This window comes from Actinoplanes sp. NBRC 103695, assembly GCF_030269485.1.
Taxonomy (GTDB): Bacteria; Actinomycetota; Actinomycetes; order Mycobacteriales; family Micromonosporaceae; genus Actinoplanes.
Genome location: NZ_BSTL01000010.1, coordinates 123,215 through 138,662 on the forward strand (window position 1 = coordinate 123,215; position 15,448 = coordinate 138,662).

At 71.9% G+C, this 15,448-nt stretch carries 13 protein-coding genes; 12 read left to right on the forward strand and 1 reads right to left on the reverse strand.

Going from position 1 to position 15,448, the window contains the following annotated elements; translation table 11 throughout:
* The first annotated feature begins 104 nt into the window (after positions 1–104).
* Entirely contained in the window at positions 105–3,332 is a 3,228-nt protein-coding gene (locus QSK31_RS19300; protein ID WP_285685548.1) for a tetratricopeptide repeat protein, read from the forward strand.
* On the opposite strand, the gene QSK31_RS19305 is transcribed toward QSK31_RS19300, so the two are convergent.
* Positions 3,295–4,083 (reverse strand): hypothetical protein, encoded by a 789-nt coding sequence (locus QSK31_RS19305; protein WP_285685549.1) that lies wholly within the window; start codon positions 4,081–4,083, stop codon positions 3,295–3,297. The genes QSK31_RS19300 and QSK31_RS19305 overlap by 38 nt on opposite strands.
* A 182-nt stretch (positions 4,084–4,265) precedes the next feature.
* Between QSK31_RS19305 and QSK31_RS19310 the strand changes: the two genes are divergently transcribed.
* The 11 genes from QSK31_RS19310 (at position 4,266) to QSK31_RS19360 (ending at position 15,445) form a co-directional block, all read left to right on the forward strand.
* Entirely contained in the window at positions 4,266–5,411 is a 1,146-nt protein-coding gene (locus QSK31_RS19310; RefSeq protein WP_285685550.1) for a GGDEF domain-containing protein, read from the forward strand.
* Positions 5,412–5,751: 340 nt separating this feature from the next.
* Positions 5,752–8,103 (forward strand): sensor histidine kinase, encoded by a 2,352-nt coding sequence (locus QSK31_RS19315; RefSeq protein ID WP_285685551.1) that lies wholly within the window; start codon positions 5,752–5,754, stop codon positions 8,101–8,103.
* A 26-nt stretch (positions 8,104–8,129) separates the two neighbouring features.
* Complete coding sequence (locus QSK31_RS19320; protein WP_285685552.1) at positions 8,130–8,549, forward strand: roadblock/LC7 domain-containing protein; 420 nt, start codon at positions 8,130–8,132, stop codon at positions 8,547–8,549.
* A gap of 3 nt (positions 8,550–8,552) precedes the next feature.
* Positions 8,553–8,909, forward strand: a complete 357-nt coding sequence (locus QSK31_RS19325; RefSeq protein WP_285685553.1) for a DUF742 domain-containing protein — start codon at positions 8,553–8,555, stop codon at positions 8,907–8,909.
* 17 nt (positions 8,910–8,926) lie between these two features.
* Positions 8,927–9,490 carry a GTP-binding protein gene (locus QSK31_RS19330; protein WP_285685554.1) on the forward strand — a complete coding sequence of 188 codons (564 nt, stop codon included), beginning with the start codon at positions 8,927–8,929 and terminating at the stop codon, positions 9,488–9,490.
* Positions 9,491–9,579: 89 nt separating this feature from the next.
* Positions 9,580–10,626: a hypothetical protein gene (locus QSK31_RS19335; RefSeq protein WP_285685555.1), complete on the forward strand. Its 1,047-nt coding sequence runs from the start codon at positions 9,580–9,582 to the stop codon at positions 10,624–10,626.
* Between the two features lie 10 nt (positions 10,627–10,636).
* Entirely contained in the window at positions 10,637–11,263 is a 627-nt protein-coding gene (locus QSK31_RS19340) for a hypothetical protein (RefSeq protein WP_285685556.1), read from the forward strand.
* Entirely contained in the window at positions 11,260–12,084 is an 825-nt protein-coding gene (locus QSK31_RS19345) for a hypothetical protein (RefSeq protein ID WP_285685557.1), read from the forward strand. The genes QSK31_RS19340 and QSK31_RS19345 overlap by 4 nt, the downstream gene beginning before the upstream one ends.
* A gap of 42 nt (positions 12,085–12,126) precedes the next feature.
* Positions 12,127–13,560, forward strand: a complete 1,434-nt coding sequence (locus tag QSK31_RS19350) for a GGDEF domain-containing protein (protein ID WP_285685558.1) — start codon at positions 12,127–12,129, stop codon at positions 13,558–13,560.
* Between the two features lie 20 nt (positions 13,561–13,580).
* Positions 13,581–14,177, forward strand: coding sequence for a 3'-5' exonuclease family protein (locus QSK31_RS19355; protein ID WP_285685560.1), 597 nt, complete (start codon positions 13,581–13,583; stop codon positions 14,175–14,177).
* A 74-nt stretch (positions 14,178–14,251) separates the two neighbouring features.
* Positions 14,252–15,445, forward strand: coding sequence for an acyl-CoA dehydrogenase family protein (locus tag QSK31_RS19360; protein WP_285685561.1), 1,194 nt, complete (start codon positions 14,252–14,254; stop codon positions 15,443–15,445).
* Positions 15,446–15,448: the final 3 nt, after the last annotated feature.

The window sequence follows — 15,448 nt, forward strand, 5'->3', positions numbered from 1 at the left end:
CACCAGCCTCGGCACGGGCGTCACGGACGGCTCACGGCAAAGTCACGGGACGCGTAGACGACACAGCTGTTGTGCTGCTCGCCCCAGGTGCAGATCCTTTGCGCGTGGGTCCTTCCGTGGTGGCGGTGGCGGCGGCGGCCGGCTACGGCAAGACCACCGAGCTGCGCGACCGCTATCCCGATGCCCGCTGGCACCGCGGCCTGCCCTCCGGCGCCGGCCCGGTGGCCTCGTTGCTCGCCGGCATCGCTCTGGAAGAGGCGCGCGCCGGTGCCCGCCGGGTCGTCTTCGACGACCTGCCGTCGCTGCCGCCCGGGACCGCGGGCGCGGTGGCAAAGCTGGTGGAGGGTACGGCCGAAGTGGCGCTCGCCTCCCGCTGGCCCGGAGCCCACGCCGACGTGGGACCGTCGGCGCTCGCGCTGACCGTCACCGAGGTAGCCGCCCTGCTGTCCGTCGACGGGCTCGACGATGCCGCGAACCGGGTCCACGCGGACACGGCCGGATGGCCGGTGCTGGCGCATCTCGCCGCCGCGACGCTCCGCGAATCCGGGGTGCCGCACGGCTCGCTGCTGCCCGTGCTGGCCCAACCGGACGGCCCGATCGCCGCCTACCTGGCCGAGGAGGTGCTGCCGTCGCTGCCCGACCCCGCCCGCAGACTGCTCGCCCACCTCGGCGACCTCGCGCCCGTCGGCACGGCGCTGTGCGTCACGCTCGGACACGACCCCTCGGCTCTGCGGCACCTGGTCCGCTGCGGGCTGCTCACCACGGCCGGGTCGCCGCCGGTCGTACCGGGCGGGCCGGCGCCGTGGCTGCGGGTCGTGCCCGTGGTGGCGGCCGTCGTCGCCGGGCCGGGCCCCTCGGCGGCCGTCTTCTACGACAAGCACGGGCCGCCGGTGGCCGCCGCTCGCGAATACCTCCGGGAAGGCGACTTCTCGTCCTGCGCGCGGGTGCTCTCGCAGCACGGTGAATCGATGGTCGCGGCGGGTCAGGCGGCCGGCGTTACCGAGCTGGTGTCGGCGCTGCCGTCGCGTAGCGCTGGTCTGTGGCTGCTGCTCGGTGACGCTCGGCGGGCCGAAGGGGCGTTGGACGCGGCGGCGCAGGCGTATGCGGCCAGTGGGGTGCCGGCCAGTAGTCCGGCGCTGGCCTGGCGGGCCGGGCGGATCCACTATCAGCGGGGGGATGCGCCGGGGGCGCTGGCGGCCTTCGCGGCGGCTGAGCCGGACTTGTTGTCGGGCGCGCAGGGTCTCTCGGCGGCCGTGCCGGAATTCTCGTCTGCGGCCGATGGTGTGCAGCTGGCTGCCTGGAGGGCCAACGCTCGGCTGCTGGCCGGCGCGGCCGACGCGGCTCTGGCCGATGCTCGCCGAGCGATCGCGCTGGCGTCAGGCCTGTGGACAACCGACCGAAATCGTCCGGGCCGGGGGCTAGATTCGTGCCCACCCGGTGACGGGGTGGGGGAGGTGGCGGCAGGTTTCGAAATTGTTGAATGTGACGCGCAGCGGGTGACGGCGGCGCTGGCCGTCGCGCATGTGAGCGCTGCGCTCTGCCTCGCCGCGGTGGGCGACGACGCCGGGAGCGAAGAGCACTACGGCCTGGCGCTGCCCGCGGCCGAGCGCAGCGGCGACGTCGTGCTGCTGACCCGGATCCACATCAACCGCACCTACCGGCTGCTCACGGCGGCACGCTTCGACGCGGCGCTGGTCTCGGGGCGGACCTGCGCGAAGTACGCCGCCGCCTCCGGTCAGCCGAGCCTGCAGGCGATCGCCGCCTGCAACGAAGGCGACGCGCTCGCCATGCTCGGGCGGTTCGACGAGGCGGTGCGGTGCTACGAGATCGCGATCGCCGGATATCACCGGACCGGGTCGCGGCGGGTGGCGGGTGCTCAGCTCGGGCTCGGTGAGGTGTACCGGCGGCGGGGCTGGCGGCAGCAGGCGCGGGCGGCCTTCGAGGAGGCGATCCGGGTCGCTACCGAGGCCGGCAACCCGCGTGTGCTCGGGCCGGCCCGGAACGGCCTGGCCCTCGTGCTGCTCGGCGACGAACCGGAACGCGCCGCCGCGATCGTCGCGCCGGGCAGCCTCGCGGAAGGATGGGTCGCCCTGCGCGACGGTGACCACGACCGGGCCGCGGCGGTGGCCGGCGCGTGTTGCGACGCCGCCCGCGACGAGGGCGACCGGGTGGGGCTGGCCGATGCGCTGGAACTGCGGGGCATGGCCCTCTGCGCCGGCCCGTCCACGACCGCCGAGACGACGAGCGGGGCGGCGCGGGTGCGCAACGCGAAGGAGAAGGCGGCCGTAGAAGCGAAAGCCGGCTCAGCGCGGAAGGTCAAAAGGGGGGAAGAGGGGCGGGTCGCGCTGAGGGAGTGCCACGGGATCTGGGTCGAGGCGGGCGCCGTGGTGGAGGCGGCGCGGCTCGAGGTGGTGCTGGCGCGGCTGCCCGGTGCCGGTCCGGAGGAACGACTGCGTGGGCTGGTCGCGGCGGAACGGCTGCGGGACGCCGGTGCGGGTGGAGCCGAGCAGGGTGAGGCCGGTGCGGAGGTGGTGGTGCGGGCGTTCGGGCGGTTCGAGGTGCTGGTCGGCGGGGAGGTGGTGCCCGCTTCCCGGTGGCAGTCGAAGAAGGCTCGTGACCTGCTGCGGATCCTGGTCGCCCGGCGAGGCCGGCCGATCCCGCGCGACGAGCTGTGCGAGCTGCTCTGGCCGAGCGACGAGCCGGCCGATAATCCGGCCGACGGCCCGGGCGACAAAAGGGGGGATGGCCGGGGGAAGGCGGGCCACCGGCTGTCGGTGCTGCTGTCGATCCTGCGCGGCGTCCTGGACCCGGCCAAGGCGCTCCCGCCGGACCACTACCTGGTGGCCGACCTCGCGAGCGTCGCCCTGGACGTGACCCGGCTCCGGGTCGACGTGGAGGACTTCCTGGCGTACGTCGCGCAGGCCCGGCGTCTCGTCGAGGCGGGCGACACCGCCGCCGCGCGCGCCCTGCTGGCGACGATCGACCGGCACCAGGGCGGCGAGGCGGCGTTCGAGGACGAGCCGTACGCGCTCTGGTCGGCCGGCCTGCGGGAGGAGGCGCGCGCCGCCCACCTGCGGATGCTCCGGATGTCGGTGCAGGTGGCGGACAACGTGGACGCGGCGGCCGGTCTGCTGCTGCGGGTGCTGGAGCAGGACCCGTACGACGAGGCGGCGCACCGGGGGCTGGTGCGCCGCCTGGTCCGGGCGGGCCGGCACGGCGAGGCCCGGCGGGCGTTCGAGCGCTACGCCGAGGCGATGCGGTCGATCGGCGTACGCCCGCCGGACCCCGCCCTGCTCAGTGGAACGTCCCGATCAGCCCCGCCTCCACGGTGACGCTGCCGCCCTCGTCGGCGAACGCCCGCTGTCCCGATCCTCCGAGCAGGGTTCCGCGGGCCCAGGTCAACGGCCCGGGTACGAGCGCGTCCAGCGTCGCCGACGGCGGCCCGGTCACCGCTGCGCCGACCGGGTAGACGTCCACGTCGGGGTCGGCAGGCGAGCCACTGGCGACGATCGGCCAGCTCTCGGACGTCGTCGTGGCCTGCGCCCGGCGCATCTCGCTCGCCGCGGGCCGGCACAGCGCGATCGCCGTCACCTGGGTGCCCCAGTCGCCGGCGACCACCCGTACGCGATGAAGAGCCGCATCCATCGTGACCTCCTTGACCACCCCGCCCTCGACGTGGAAGCCGAGCCCGAACAGCGCGGTGGTGTCGGAGCATTCGGCTTCGGCGATGCCCGCCCCGGTCTCGATCTCGCGCTCCGGAAGGGCCGAGTCCTGGCACATGACGTACGCGGTGACCGACCAGTTGCCCACCCGCCCGGCCGGCGCCCGCGCGGTCACCGTGACCGAGTCGCCTTCCTCGTCGGGCAGGATCCCGGTGATCGCCACCCCGCCGGCGCCGGGCATTCCGTAATTGATCACTCCGCCACCGGCGTACCGGGTGCCGGACGTGCATGTGGCGGTCGCCGTCTTGACCTGCTGCGGCCCGAACACGCTGGTGTCCGACTCCCGTTCCGGCGACCATCCTCCGGGGGTGGCCAGCACTCCCGCGATCAGTCCACCGGCCAGCACCGTGGCAACACTCATCTGCTGTTCCTCCTCAAAGGGGCGATGACCCTGATGGAACAGAGGCGGTGTCAGGGTGGCGTCATGCCCCACCGCCGAAATCCGACACCATGGGGTGGACCGCTCACGCGCGGTAGGGAAAACTCCTCATGTCCGATTCGTTAGGGCCGATGGGTTGCGCCGGGCGAGCGGGAGGAGCGGTCTTGACCAGCATCGAGCGTCTGACCGCGCACTTGAACGCCCTGCGCACCCTGCATGAGGTGAGCAAGGCGGTCCACGCCAGCCTCGATCTGGGCCGCACCCTGGACGCCGTGGTGCGCGGCGTGACCAAGGCCAGCGGCTTCCAGGTCGCGCTGATCAACCTGCGCATGCCGGACGGCGACTTCGAGGTGGTCTCCATCGAGGGCACCGACGACGCCAAGGACGCGCTGCTCGGGACCAGGACGACGCCGGCGGCCTGGGACGAGATCTTCGGCCAGGGCGAGCGGTGGGGCGCCCTCGTGTACGTGCCGCACAGCGTGACGCTCTCCGACGTGATCACCTTGTGGACGCCGGACACCCCGGTGCCCGAGGACCCGCTGGGCTGGCATCCGGAGGACTGCCTGTTCGCTCCGCTGACCGGGCCGGGCGGCGACCTGCTCGGGGTGCTCAGCGTCGACCTGCCGCAGGACGGCCGACGACCGGGCCTGGGTCAGCGGGAGACGCTCGAGATGTTCGCCGAGCACGCCGCGATCGCCATCCAGCACGCGAATCTGCACAAGGAGCTGGAGGAGAGCCGTCGTCAGCTGGACCACGCGGCGAACCACGATCCGCTGACCGGCCTGGCCAACCGGGCGCGGCTGCGGACGTTCATCGACGCGCACGGCGGCGATGCGAAGGGAAGCCGGACGGTGACGACGTTCGGGGCGCTGGTCGTCGACCTGGACGGTTTCAAGCGGGTCAACGACGAGGGCGGGCACGAGGTCGGCGACGAGGTGCTCCGGGTGGTGGCCGAGCGGATGCGCCGCCTGGTCCGTACGGAGGACATGCTGGCGCGGATCGGCGGCGACGAGTTCATCGTGGTGCTGGCCGGTCCGGAGGGCCCGGCGACGCTGGCCGGTCTGGCGGAACGGATGGCCGAGGCGATCGCCGAGCCGATCCCGACGCGTCGCGGGCCGCAGCGGGTGGGTGTGAGCATCGGGCAGGCGTTCGGCGCCGGTGAGGTCGGCCCGCTGCTGAACGCGGCGGACGCCGACATGTACCGGGTGAAGCAGCAGCACCACCGGGAACGGGACCCACGCCTCCACCCACGCGGGGTGTGCACGCACCCGCACCCGGTCCACGGCGAGCAGCTGCCCGTCCGCGGCTAGCAGCCGTTTCCCGGGCGTCTCCGGGCGGGCCGGCCGCCGAGCCGGTGGCCGGCGGCAGCACGTGCAGGGTCACGGTCGAGCCGGCCCGATATCCGGCGTCGCGCGGGTTGACCGTCCGCCTCGATGAGTCCCGGAACCGGTCGGGGCATCCCGTCGAGGTACGGAAAGATCGCCGACCTGGGACGATCGACCATTCGTGTCCGAAAGCGTTCTGCTCTCCGAGTGAAGTTCGGCTACGAGTAGTACTACAGAGGACATACCGGTATGGTGGCTCCGCATAGACGCCGGTCTGATTCTGATTATCGGACCCCCTCCGAGCGGCTAGGACGATCACCCAGACGTGAGTACTGAAAAGGACGCCGGGCAGCAGCCGGTCGCGAAACAGTCCATCAAACGCCGGGTGATCCGGCTGGTGCTGATTCCCGGTGCCGCGGCCATGGTTCTCTGGCTGGTCGCCTCCGGCTACCTGGTCTTCAACGGCTTCTACGAGCGTGCCGTCGCGGTCGGCGTGCGGCAGGTGTCCATCCCGGCGGTCACGGCGCTGGTGTCCATCCAGCGGGAACGCCGGATGAGCATCGCGTACGTCACCCGGCCGACCTCGGACATGCGCCAGCTGATCGAGCAGCGCCGGCTCACCGACGACCAGCTCGCCACGCTGCGGGACACCGCCGAGCCGATCCTGGCGAGCGCGCCGGGGTCGATCGCGGTCAAGTGGTCGGCCCTCTCCGACAAGCTGGAGGGCATGCCGGGCATCCGGAGCACGATCGACTCCGGGTCGGCCGGCCGCCAGCAGGTGTACGACTTCTACAACGGCGTGCTGGACGCCGCGACGGCCCTCTTCGACACCCAGGCCCGCGCGGTCCGTTCGGCGGCGGCCACCCAGGGCGGCATCGCGGCGACCGACGCCTTCGAGGCCAGCGACCTGATGTCGCGCAGCGGTTCGATCATCTCCGGTTCGCTCGGGGCCGGCACGCTCAGCCAGGCGGACTATCTCCAGTTCACGGCCATGGTCGGCGCGTACCGCAGCGAGCTGAACAAGGTCTCGCAGAACCTGGAGCCGCGGGCCCGCGAGCTGTACGGCGCCCTGCTCGCCACCCCGGAGTGGCGCAGCCTGGTGGCCGCCGAGAACACGCTGCTCACCGAGGGGCCGTGGCGCAGCGGCGCGCCGAAGGCGCTGCAGCTGGACGAGGCCGGGTGGGAACGCACCAGCGCCCGCGTGTCGGACGCCCTGACCAACCTGAGCGTGGCCCAGGCCGACGCCACGTCCCTGCGGACGCTGCACGCCGGCAACAACCAGCTCCTGATCGCCTCGCTGGGCAGTCTCGCCGCGCTGATCATCGCGGTCATCGCCATCGTCTGGGCCGTGCGCCAGTCGCAGATCCTGGTCAACAGCGCGCTGTCGGTCCGCCTCTCCCAGCTGGGCAAGGACGCCGCCGCGGTGGTCGACGACCTGCTGCCGGAGATGATGCGCAAGCTGCGCCGGCGTGAACGCGTCGACCGCGACACCGACCTGCTCAGCCAGGACTACGGCCGGGACGAGATCGGCCAGCTGGCCCAGGTGCTCAACCGGTCGCTGCACGCCGCGGTCGGCGCCGCGGTGGACGAGGCCAACGCCCGCGCCGCCGGCACCGCGATGCTGATGGGCGTCGCCCGCCGGCCGCAGCGTCCGCTGCAGCGCGGCCTGAAGGTGGTCGAGGACCTGCAGGAGCGGATCGGCGACGAGCAGCTGCTCGCGAACCTGTTCGACATCAACCACCAGATGGCGCAGACCCGGCGCTTCCTGGAGAACCTGATCATCCTCGCGGGCGGGCAGACCGGCCGCCGGTTCCACAAGCCGGTGCCGATGCGCCGGGTGCTGCTCGCCGCGACCGCCGAGACCCAGCAGTACCAGCGGGTCACCCTGCGGCAGACGGCGGACGTGGCGGTGGTCGGCTCGGCCGTCGCGGGCACCATCCACCTGCTCGCCGAGCTGGTGGACAACGCGCTGACCTTCTCGCCGCCCAACTCTCCGGTGTGGATCAGCAGCACCCGGGTCGAGCGCGGCATCGTCATCGAGATCGAGGACGGCGGCGTCGGCATGCCCGCCGACCAGCTGGCCACGGTCAACGAGCTGCTGGCTACCGCGCCGACCCCGGACGTGACGGCGCTGAAGGACGGCGCGCAGATCGGTCTCTGGGTGGTCGCCGAGCTGGCCCGGCGGGAGGGCATCCAGGTGACGTTGCGGACCTCCGCGTACGGCGGGGTGCTCGCGGTCGTGCTGCTGCCGGAACGGGCCGCGTCCCCGTACGGCGAGACTCCGACGATCTCGCCGTACGGCGAGACCCCGACGATGGAGATCACCGGCGACGTCATGAAACAGGGTGCTCCGCCCATGGCGCATCCGGCTCCGCCCGCGGTCCCACAGGCGGCGCCACGGAGCGCGCCACCCGTGCCCGCGCCGGCGTCGGTCGCGGTCGCCGCCCCACTGCAGCAGGCGCCGGCCGGGCGTCCGCAGCTTCCCGTGCGCCGCCCCCAGGAGCACCTCAACCCGTTGCTGCGCGAGGAGGAGCCGTCCGGCGCCTTCGCCGCGCCCACCGCGCCGACCCGGACCCCGGACCAGGCCCGCGACCGCTTCGCCCGCTATCAGCACGGGTGGCGTGCCGGTAAGCACGCCGCCACGGATCCCGATCAGCCGCCGCCGCCCGGCAGCTGACCACCGGTTACCTCGAGACAGGGAAGATGATGGAGTCGACCAACGACCTGACGTGGATGCTGGACGAGCTGGCCGCCTTCCCCAGCGTCCTGAACGCCGCCGTGCTCTCCACCGACGGCCTGATCATCCAGAAGTCCAGCTCGCTCCCGCAGGACGCGGCGGACCTGATGGCGGCCGCGGCCTCGTCGCTCTACAGCGTCGCCGCGGGCACCGGGCGACGCTTCCGGAGCGGTCCGGTGCACCAGGTGGTCATCGAGTACGAGGACCACACGCTGTTCATCGCCGCGGCCGGTGAGAACGCGCGGCTGGCCGTGCTCTGCGGCGAGGACGTGGACATGGGTGCGATCGCGTACGAGATGGGCCGGCTGGTCACCCGGATCGGTCAGTACCTCGGTTCGGTGGCCAGAGCCACGGCCGCGGCGGGCAACGGGCACGCGGGTGGCTGACGGGTGACCTATTGGTCCGGCGACGAGGACGAGCTCGGCAAGCTCGTCCCCCTCTACGTCCTTGTCGGGGGGCGTACTACTCCGCGAAACACCACTCTGGACCTGGCGACGCAGATCATCGCGTACCCGGCTGACACGGCGGCCCTGGAACCGCAGTACCGGCAGATCGTGCTCAGCTGCGGCGACTGGGTCTCCATCGCCGAGGTGGCCGCTCACCTGGGCCGCCCCCTGACCGTGGTGAAGATCCTCGTCGACGTGCTGCTGGAGCAGGGTCTGCTCGCGATCGGCGCGCCGGCCCAGCAGACCGTGGTCAACCGCGGGCTGCTCGAGACGCTGCTCGACGGGCTGCAGAGACTGTGAACTCGAAGGACGGATTTGTGAAACGGACATCGGTCAAGATCGTGGTGGCCGGCGGGTTCGGCACGGGCAAGACCACGCTGGTCAGGTCCATCAGCGAGATCGACCCGCTGACCACCGAGGAGGTGCTGACCGAGGCCAGCGTCGGGGTGGACGACCTGGCCGGGCTGGAGGACAAGCACAGCACCACGGTGGCCCTCGACTTCGGCCGGATCACCATCAACCACGAGGTGGTGCTCTACCTGTTCGGTACGCCCGGGCAGGACCGCTTCTGGTTCATGTGGGACGAGCTGGCGCAGGGCGCGGTCGGTGCGATCGTGCTGATCGACACGCGGCGGCTGGACTCCAGCTTCGCGGCGATCGACTACTTCGAGCGGCGCAAGATCCCGTTCCTGGTGGCGGTGAACATGTTCCACGGGGAGCGGGTGTACACCGAGGAGGAGATCCGCGGGGCGCTGCATCTCTCCGCGGAAGCGCCGCTGCTGTGGACCGACGCGCGTAACAGGGAGTCCGTCCGCGAGACGCTGGTACGGCTCGTCCGGCACGCGCTGTCCCGCCTACCGGACACCGAGCCGGTCGGCTGATCGGACTTCGCGCAGGTCGGGCGCCCTCGCTGCGGTAAGTGATCAGTCCACTCTGGTCCGTGATTAGTTCGACGGATATGATCGTCATCATGACCGTCCGTATTGCGGGATTTCCTGAATTAACCAGGGAAAACTACCAAGCGGAGGGTCTCTCGTTCGGCGCGTTCCTAGGTGGGCTGTGGGCTGTGGCCTGCGGGGCGCTCGAGGTGCCGTACAGCCAGACGCTCCGCAGCACCCGGATGGTCCGCTCGCTGCTTCCCGCGTGGAGCGAGGAGCCGATCGGCCTGGCGCCGGTCCAGCGGTCCTACGTCGCGGACGACGGTTTCCCCGCCGAGCTCTCGGTCAACTGGTCCGGGCGGCGCCCTGAGCTGCGCATGCTCTTCGACAGCCTGGGCCACCGGGTCTTCCCGGACGAGCCCGCCGACGCTCTCGCCACCCTCTTCACCCCCGAGACCGGTCGGTCGTCGCCGGCGCCGGTGTGGCACGCCATCGCCTGGCGTCCGCCGGCGCGGGTGGTGCACAAGACCTACTTCGGACTGTACGAGTGGCCCGAGGCGGAACGACTCGCGGCGGTCGGCGAGGCGATGGCCCGGCTCGACCTGACCGCGGCGTGGGACGACGCCCGTACCCGCGTGGAGGCCTTCGACGGCCGGCGGGAGGTCGAGTTCTTCGCCGTGGACCTGCTCGACGGCCGTGACGCACGGGTGAAGATCTACTACCGCAACCACGACGCCGACCTCGCCGAGGTGGCCCGGGTCGCCGCCGTGGCACGCAACCACAACGCCGCCGCCGCGACCGCCGCCTACCGGGCGCTGACCGGCGAGCGCGCCGCCGCCGGGCAAGCCGCCCTGACCTGCCTGGCCTTCCGGTCCGGCGTCGCGTCCGCGGTCGAGTCGACGACGTACCTGCGGCTGTCCACCCTGACGGCGACCGACCAGGAGGCCGTGGACCGTACCAGCGCGCTGCTCAGCAGCGAGGGTGTCGATCCCGGCCGGTTCCGCGCCCTCTCCGCCGCGGTCGCGCCGCGGTCGCTGGCACACAGCACCGGCGTGCTGGAGCTCGTCAGCTTCCGCGCGGCCGGCCGGCCGGGAGACGTCACCACGTACTTCCGGTTCCCCGTGTTCGATCTCTCCTGAAAGGATCCCCGTGACCACACAGGACGTGGAGCGTGTCGCCCGGTTCAATGAGGAGCGGCAGCGCGAGTACGGCGAGTCGGCGCTGATCCGGCTGCTGACCGACGAGAGCACCCGCCCGGAGACGAAGAAGGCGGTGCTCACCTATCTGCAGCCCTGGTCCAACGCCTTCCAGCGGATGATCAGCGCCCGGGTGACCTTCGAGTCCGATCCCGCCCTCTACCAGCTCGCCCTGGAACATCAGGAGGAGGAGATCGGGCACGACAAGATCCTGCGCCGCAGCCGGGCGGACGACCAGCGGGTGGTCTGGGATCCGGTGATCGAGTCCGGCGCGTCGTGGTTCGTCGACCAGTTCGCCATCCAGCCCGGCGTGCGGAAGGCGGCGCTCGCCCACCTGGCGCTCGAGGCCGGCAGCCTGGTGTTCAGCCAGGCGGGCGCGAAGGCGTTCCCGGACGACGAGTACTTCGACCTGCACGACGAGGCCGACGTCGGGCACCTCGAGATGGGCTACGAGCTGCTGCGCGAGCGCGACGACTGGACGGCTGACGAGGTCACCGAGGTGCTGGACCGTGGCTGGCAGGTGATCGGCGTGGTCTCCGACCGGATCGCCGAGTGTGCCCGCCGCGACACCTCCGCATGACGATGACCGAGCCGGTCTCCGCGGCGCGTGCGGTCGCCGCGGAGACCACCCAGGCGCTCGCCGGCGCGTTCGGCGAGCGCCTGACCGCCGTCTATCTGCTCGGCAGCCTCGCGTACGGCGGCTACGCCCCCGCCGTGAGCGACATCGACGTGGCCGCCGTGCTCACCGACCGCCGCCCCGACGACCCGGACACGGTCACGGCCACCGTCGACGCCCTGCGCGAGCGGACCCCGCTGCACGGCAAGCTCTCGGTGTTCTGGAGTTCCCTGCCCGCCCTGCGCGCCGGCGAGTCCGACGGGCGCTTCCCGGCGATCGACCGGGTGCAGCTCGCCGAGCACGGCCGCCTGCTGCTGGGCACCGACGTGGCCGGCCGGATCGCCCTGGTGTCCGGGCCGGACCTGCTGGTGGAGAGCGCCCGGTTCGCGCTCGGCGTGCTGGCGACCGACGAGGTGATCGCCGAGTTCCACCGCCCGCGCCGGCTGCTGGTGGATCCGGTGTGGTTCACCAAGGCGGTGCTCTTCCCGGTCCGGCTGCTGCGTACCGCGGCGGAGGGGTCCGGGCGGTCGTCGACCAACGACGAGGCGATCGGCTGGTACCTCGGCCGGCCCGATCCGGCCGGGGCCGGTCTGGTCCGCCTGGCCGCGCGGGTCCGGGCCGGTGTGCCCCTGGATCCGGAGGAAGCCGCGACCGAGCTGGCCGCGGGGCTCACGCCGCTCTACCGCGCGTTCCTGGACGACCACACGGCACGTCTGCCACCGGATCTCGCCGCGGACTTCGCCCGGTGGGGCGATCGGTTGCCGGTACAACCATCTGGCAACTAGGTCGCGCCGGGATCACACCCGGCCACGGGTCGAATGGAGGTCATGACGTGGCTTCGGCGGTGGGATCCGCTGCTGGTGGGTGGCTGCGTCGTGTTCACCATCGTCGTCGCGTACCTGCTGCTCGACCTGAACGGCGAGGCCACCCAGCTCCGCGTCTTCTGGACGCAGATGCCGTTCGTCGACCTCGCCATCGTGCTGGTCGCCAGGGCGGTGAGCCGGCGGCCCGGCGCCTCCCTCGGCGAACGGCGGCTGTGGCGCGCGATCTCCGCCGAATTCATGATCATCATGGCCGGTGACAGCTGGCAGGCGATCACCGTGTGGCGTGCGAATTCCGCCGCCGCGATGGCAATCGGCCCGGTCACCGATCTGTGCAACCTGATCGGGGTGATGCCCGGCCTGTGGGTGCTGCTGACCTATCACACGAACATCGGCGACCGGCACGTCCGGCGCCGATATCTGCTCGACTCGGCCACCGTCGGGGTCGGCATCAGCGCCCTGATGTATTTCCTGATCGCGTCCAGCGGCGCCGATCGCAACCGGCTCACCTGGCTGTTCGGCGCGGTGATCCTCGGGGTCATCGCGTTCGCCGTGTGCAACCTGGTGCTGGCCGGGGTGCTCCCGGTGAGCCGGCCGGCCGCGCTGATGATGGGCTCGGGAATCCTGCTGCAGGGCTGGGCCGGCGGGTTGCTGGGGACCGGGCACCGGGTCAGCGTGACGCTGACCCTGCTGACCCTCACCTCCGCCCTGCTCCTGTTGGGCGCTCGCCTGCATCAGGTCGGCCCGCCCGTGCGGGCGCACGGCGGTCCGCGCCGGGCGTACAGCGTCCTGCCGTACTGCACGCTGCTGATCGGTTTCGGGCTGATCCCGATCGCGGTCCGGCACGGCATCGGCTTCGACTTCTGGTTCGTGATCGCCGGGCTGTTCCTCACCACGTTGCTGGTCGTGGTGCGGCAGTTGCTCGCCTTCCGGGAGAACGGCCGCCTGCTCGTCGAGCTGGACGCCAGCCTCCAGGAGGCCCGCCTGCTGCAGGGGCAACTGCGGCATCAGGCGACCCACGACGCCCTCACCGGCATGGCGAACCGCGCCCTCTTCGACGAGCGGCTGCGGTCAGTCGAGGGTCCCGCCGCGATCCTGCTGATCGACCTGGACGGCTTCAAGGCCATTAACGACACGTACGGCCATCATGCCGGCGACGTGGTCCTCACCACCGTGGGCGCCCGCCTCCACGACTGTGTGCCGCCGGACGCGACCGCGGCCCGGCTGGGCGGCGACGAGTTCGCCGTGATCCTGCCCGGCATGGACGAGGCGGCCGCCCGGCGCCTGGCCGACGACTTCCTGGCCCGCCTGACCGAACCGGTCCTGGTGGACGACCTCGTCTTGACCGCTCGGGCCAGCGCCGGTGTGGCCGCGGGGACCGGGTCTTTGCTCCGCGCCGCCGATGCGGCCATGTACCAGAGCAAACGAGCCGCCGTCTGACGATTGTCGAGGGAGCCACCGTGGCAGAACAGCAATGGGTCTACGTCGTCACCGATATCGAGGTCGACGGTCCGTGGCCCGGGCCTAACTCGATGCGGTCGTTCGCCTCGGTCGCCGTCACCGCGGCCGGCGAGGAGCTCGGTGTCTTCGAGGCCGTCCTGGAGCCGCTGCCCGGCGCGGCGCCGAACCCGGACACGTACGCGTGGTTCCGGTCGCAGCCCGCCGAGGTCTGGGCGGCCGCGACGGAGAACCCCGAGCCGGTCGACGCGGTCCTGGCGCGGTTCGTCACGTGGGTGAAGGAGCTGCCCGCCCCGCGGATGTTCGCCGCGCACCCGCTCGCCTTCGACGGCGTCTGGATCGACTACTACCTCCGCCGCTTCACGCGTTACGCCGCCTCGCAGGGCCCGTACGAGAAGGATCTGCTCTTCCACTCCTCAGGGCTGTGTCTGCGCAGCTATGCCGCGGCGGTCCTGGGCCGCCCGCCGGCCGAGGTGACGTCGCAGACCCTGCCGCCGGAGTGGCTGGGCGACATCGAGCACACCCACCGCGCGATCGACGACGCCCGGGGGTACGCCCATCTCCTCGGTGTCCTGTTCAGTCATGCGGCCAAATCGTAATAAGCCGGTCAATAGTGAATATACTTCCCATTCCGGTACTGTCCTCAGTGGACGGCATCGGATGGGGAGATGGTGTGGACGCGTACTTCATGACCGATCGGCACGAGAAGTTGCGCCGGGAAGTGCGGACGTTCGCCGAGTCCGAGGTGCGGCGGCGACTCGAGGAGATGGAGCGGTCGCGCGCCGTCCAGAGCGAGCTGTCCCGGCTGATCGCCGCCCAGGGATGGATCGGGGTGACCGTCGGCCCGGAGTTCGGCGGCATGGGCCTGGGTCACCTGGCGAAGACGATCATCATCGAGGAGCTCGCCCGGGTCAGCGGCGCGATGGGCGCCATGGTGCAGGCGTCCCAGCTCGGCGTCGCCAAGATCCTGCACTTCGGCACCGAGGAGCAGAAGGCGCGGTGGCTCCCGCCGATCGCCGGCGGCCGGAGCCTGCCGACCATCGCGGTGACCGAGGAGGAGTCCGGCGGGCACGTCCTCGGCCTGTCCGCGTCCGCCGTCCGGGACGGTGACGACTACATCCTCAACGGGCGCAAGGTCTATGTCGGCAACAGCCACGTCGGCGACGTGCACGGGGTGGTGGTGCGCACCGGGCCGGGCTCGACCGGCCTGTCCGCGTTCCTCGTGGAGGCCGACCGGTCCGGCTTCTCCCTGGGCGAGCACCGGCCGGCGCTGGGCCTGCACGGGTTCAGCTTCGGCGAACTGGTCATGGAGGACTGCCGCGTCCCGGCGGCCAACCGGCTCGGCGCCGAGGGGCAGGGCCTGGCGGTCGCGTACTCGTCGAGCGTCCTCTACGGCCGGCCCAACCTGACGGCCGTCGCGCTCGGCATCCACCAGGCCCTGGTCGAGGAGACCACCGCGTTCGCCGCGAAGCGCCAGCGGTACGGCGGTCCGCTGGCCGACCTGTCGTCGATCAAGCTGAAGCTCGGGCTGATGCAGTCCCGGCTGATGACCGCACGCCTGGCCGCCTACCACGCGGTGCATCTGCTCGATGAGGGCCTGCCGTGCGACGCCGAGCTGATGAACGCCAAGTTCATCAACGTCGAGTACGCGCTGGACACGGCCCGCAACGCGATGGAGGTGCACGGCGCGTGCGGGCTCGACCCCAGCCGCCAGGTCGAGCGCTACCTGCGGGACGCGCACCACATCTACGCCCCGGCCGGCACCTCCGACGTGCAACTGCTCCGCCTGGCCGAGGTGGCTCTGGGTACGGCCAAGCGGCAGTGGTCCGAGCAGCTGGGCCCGCAGATCACCGCGGGCCTTGGCTGAGAC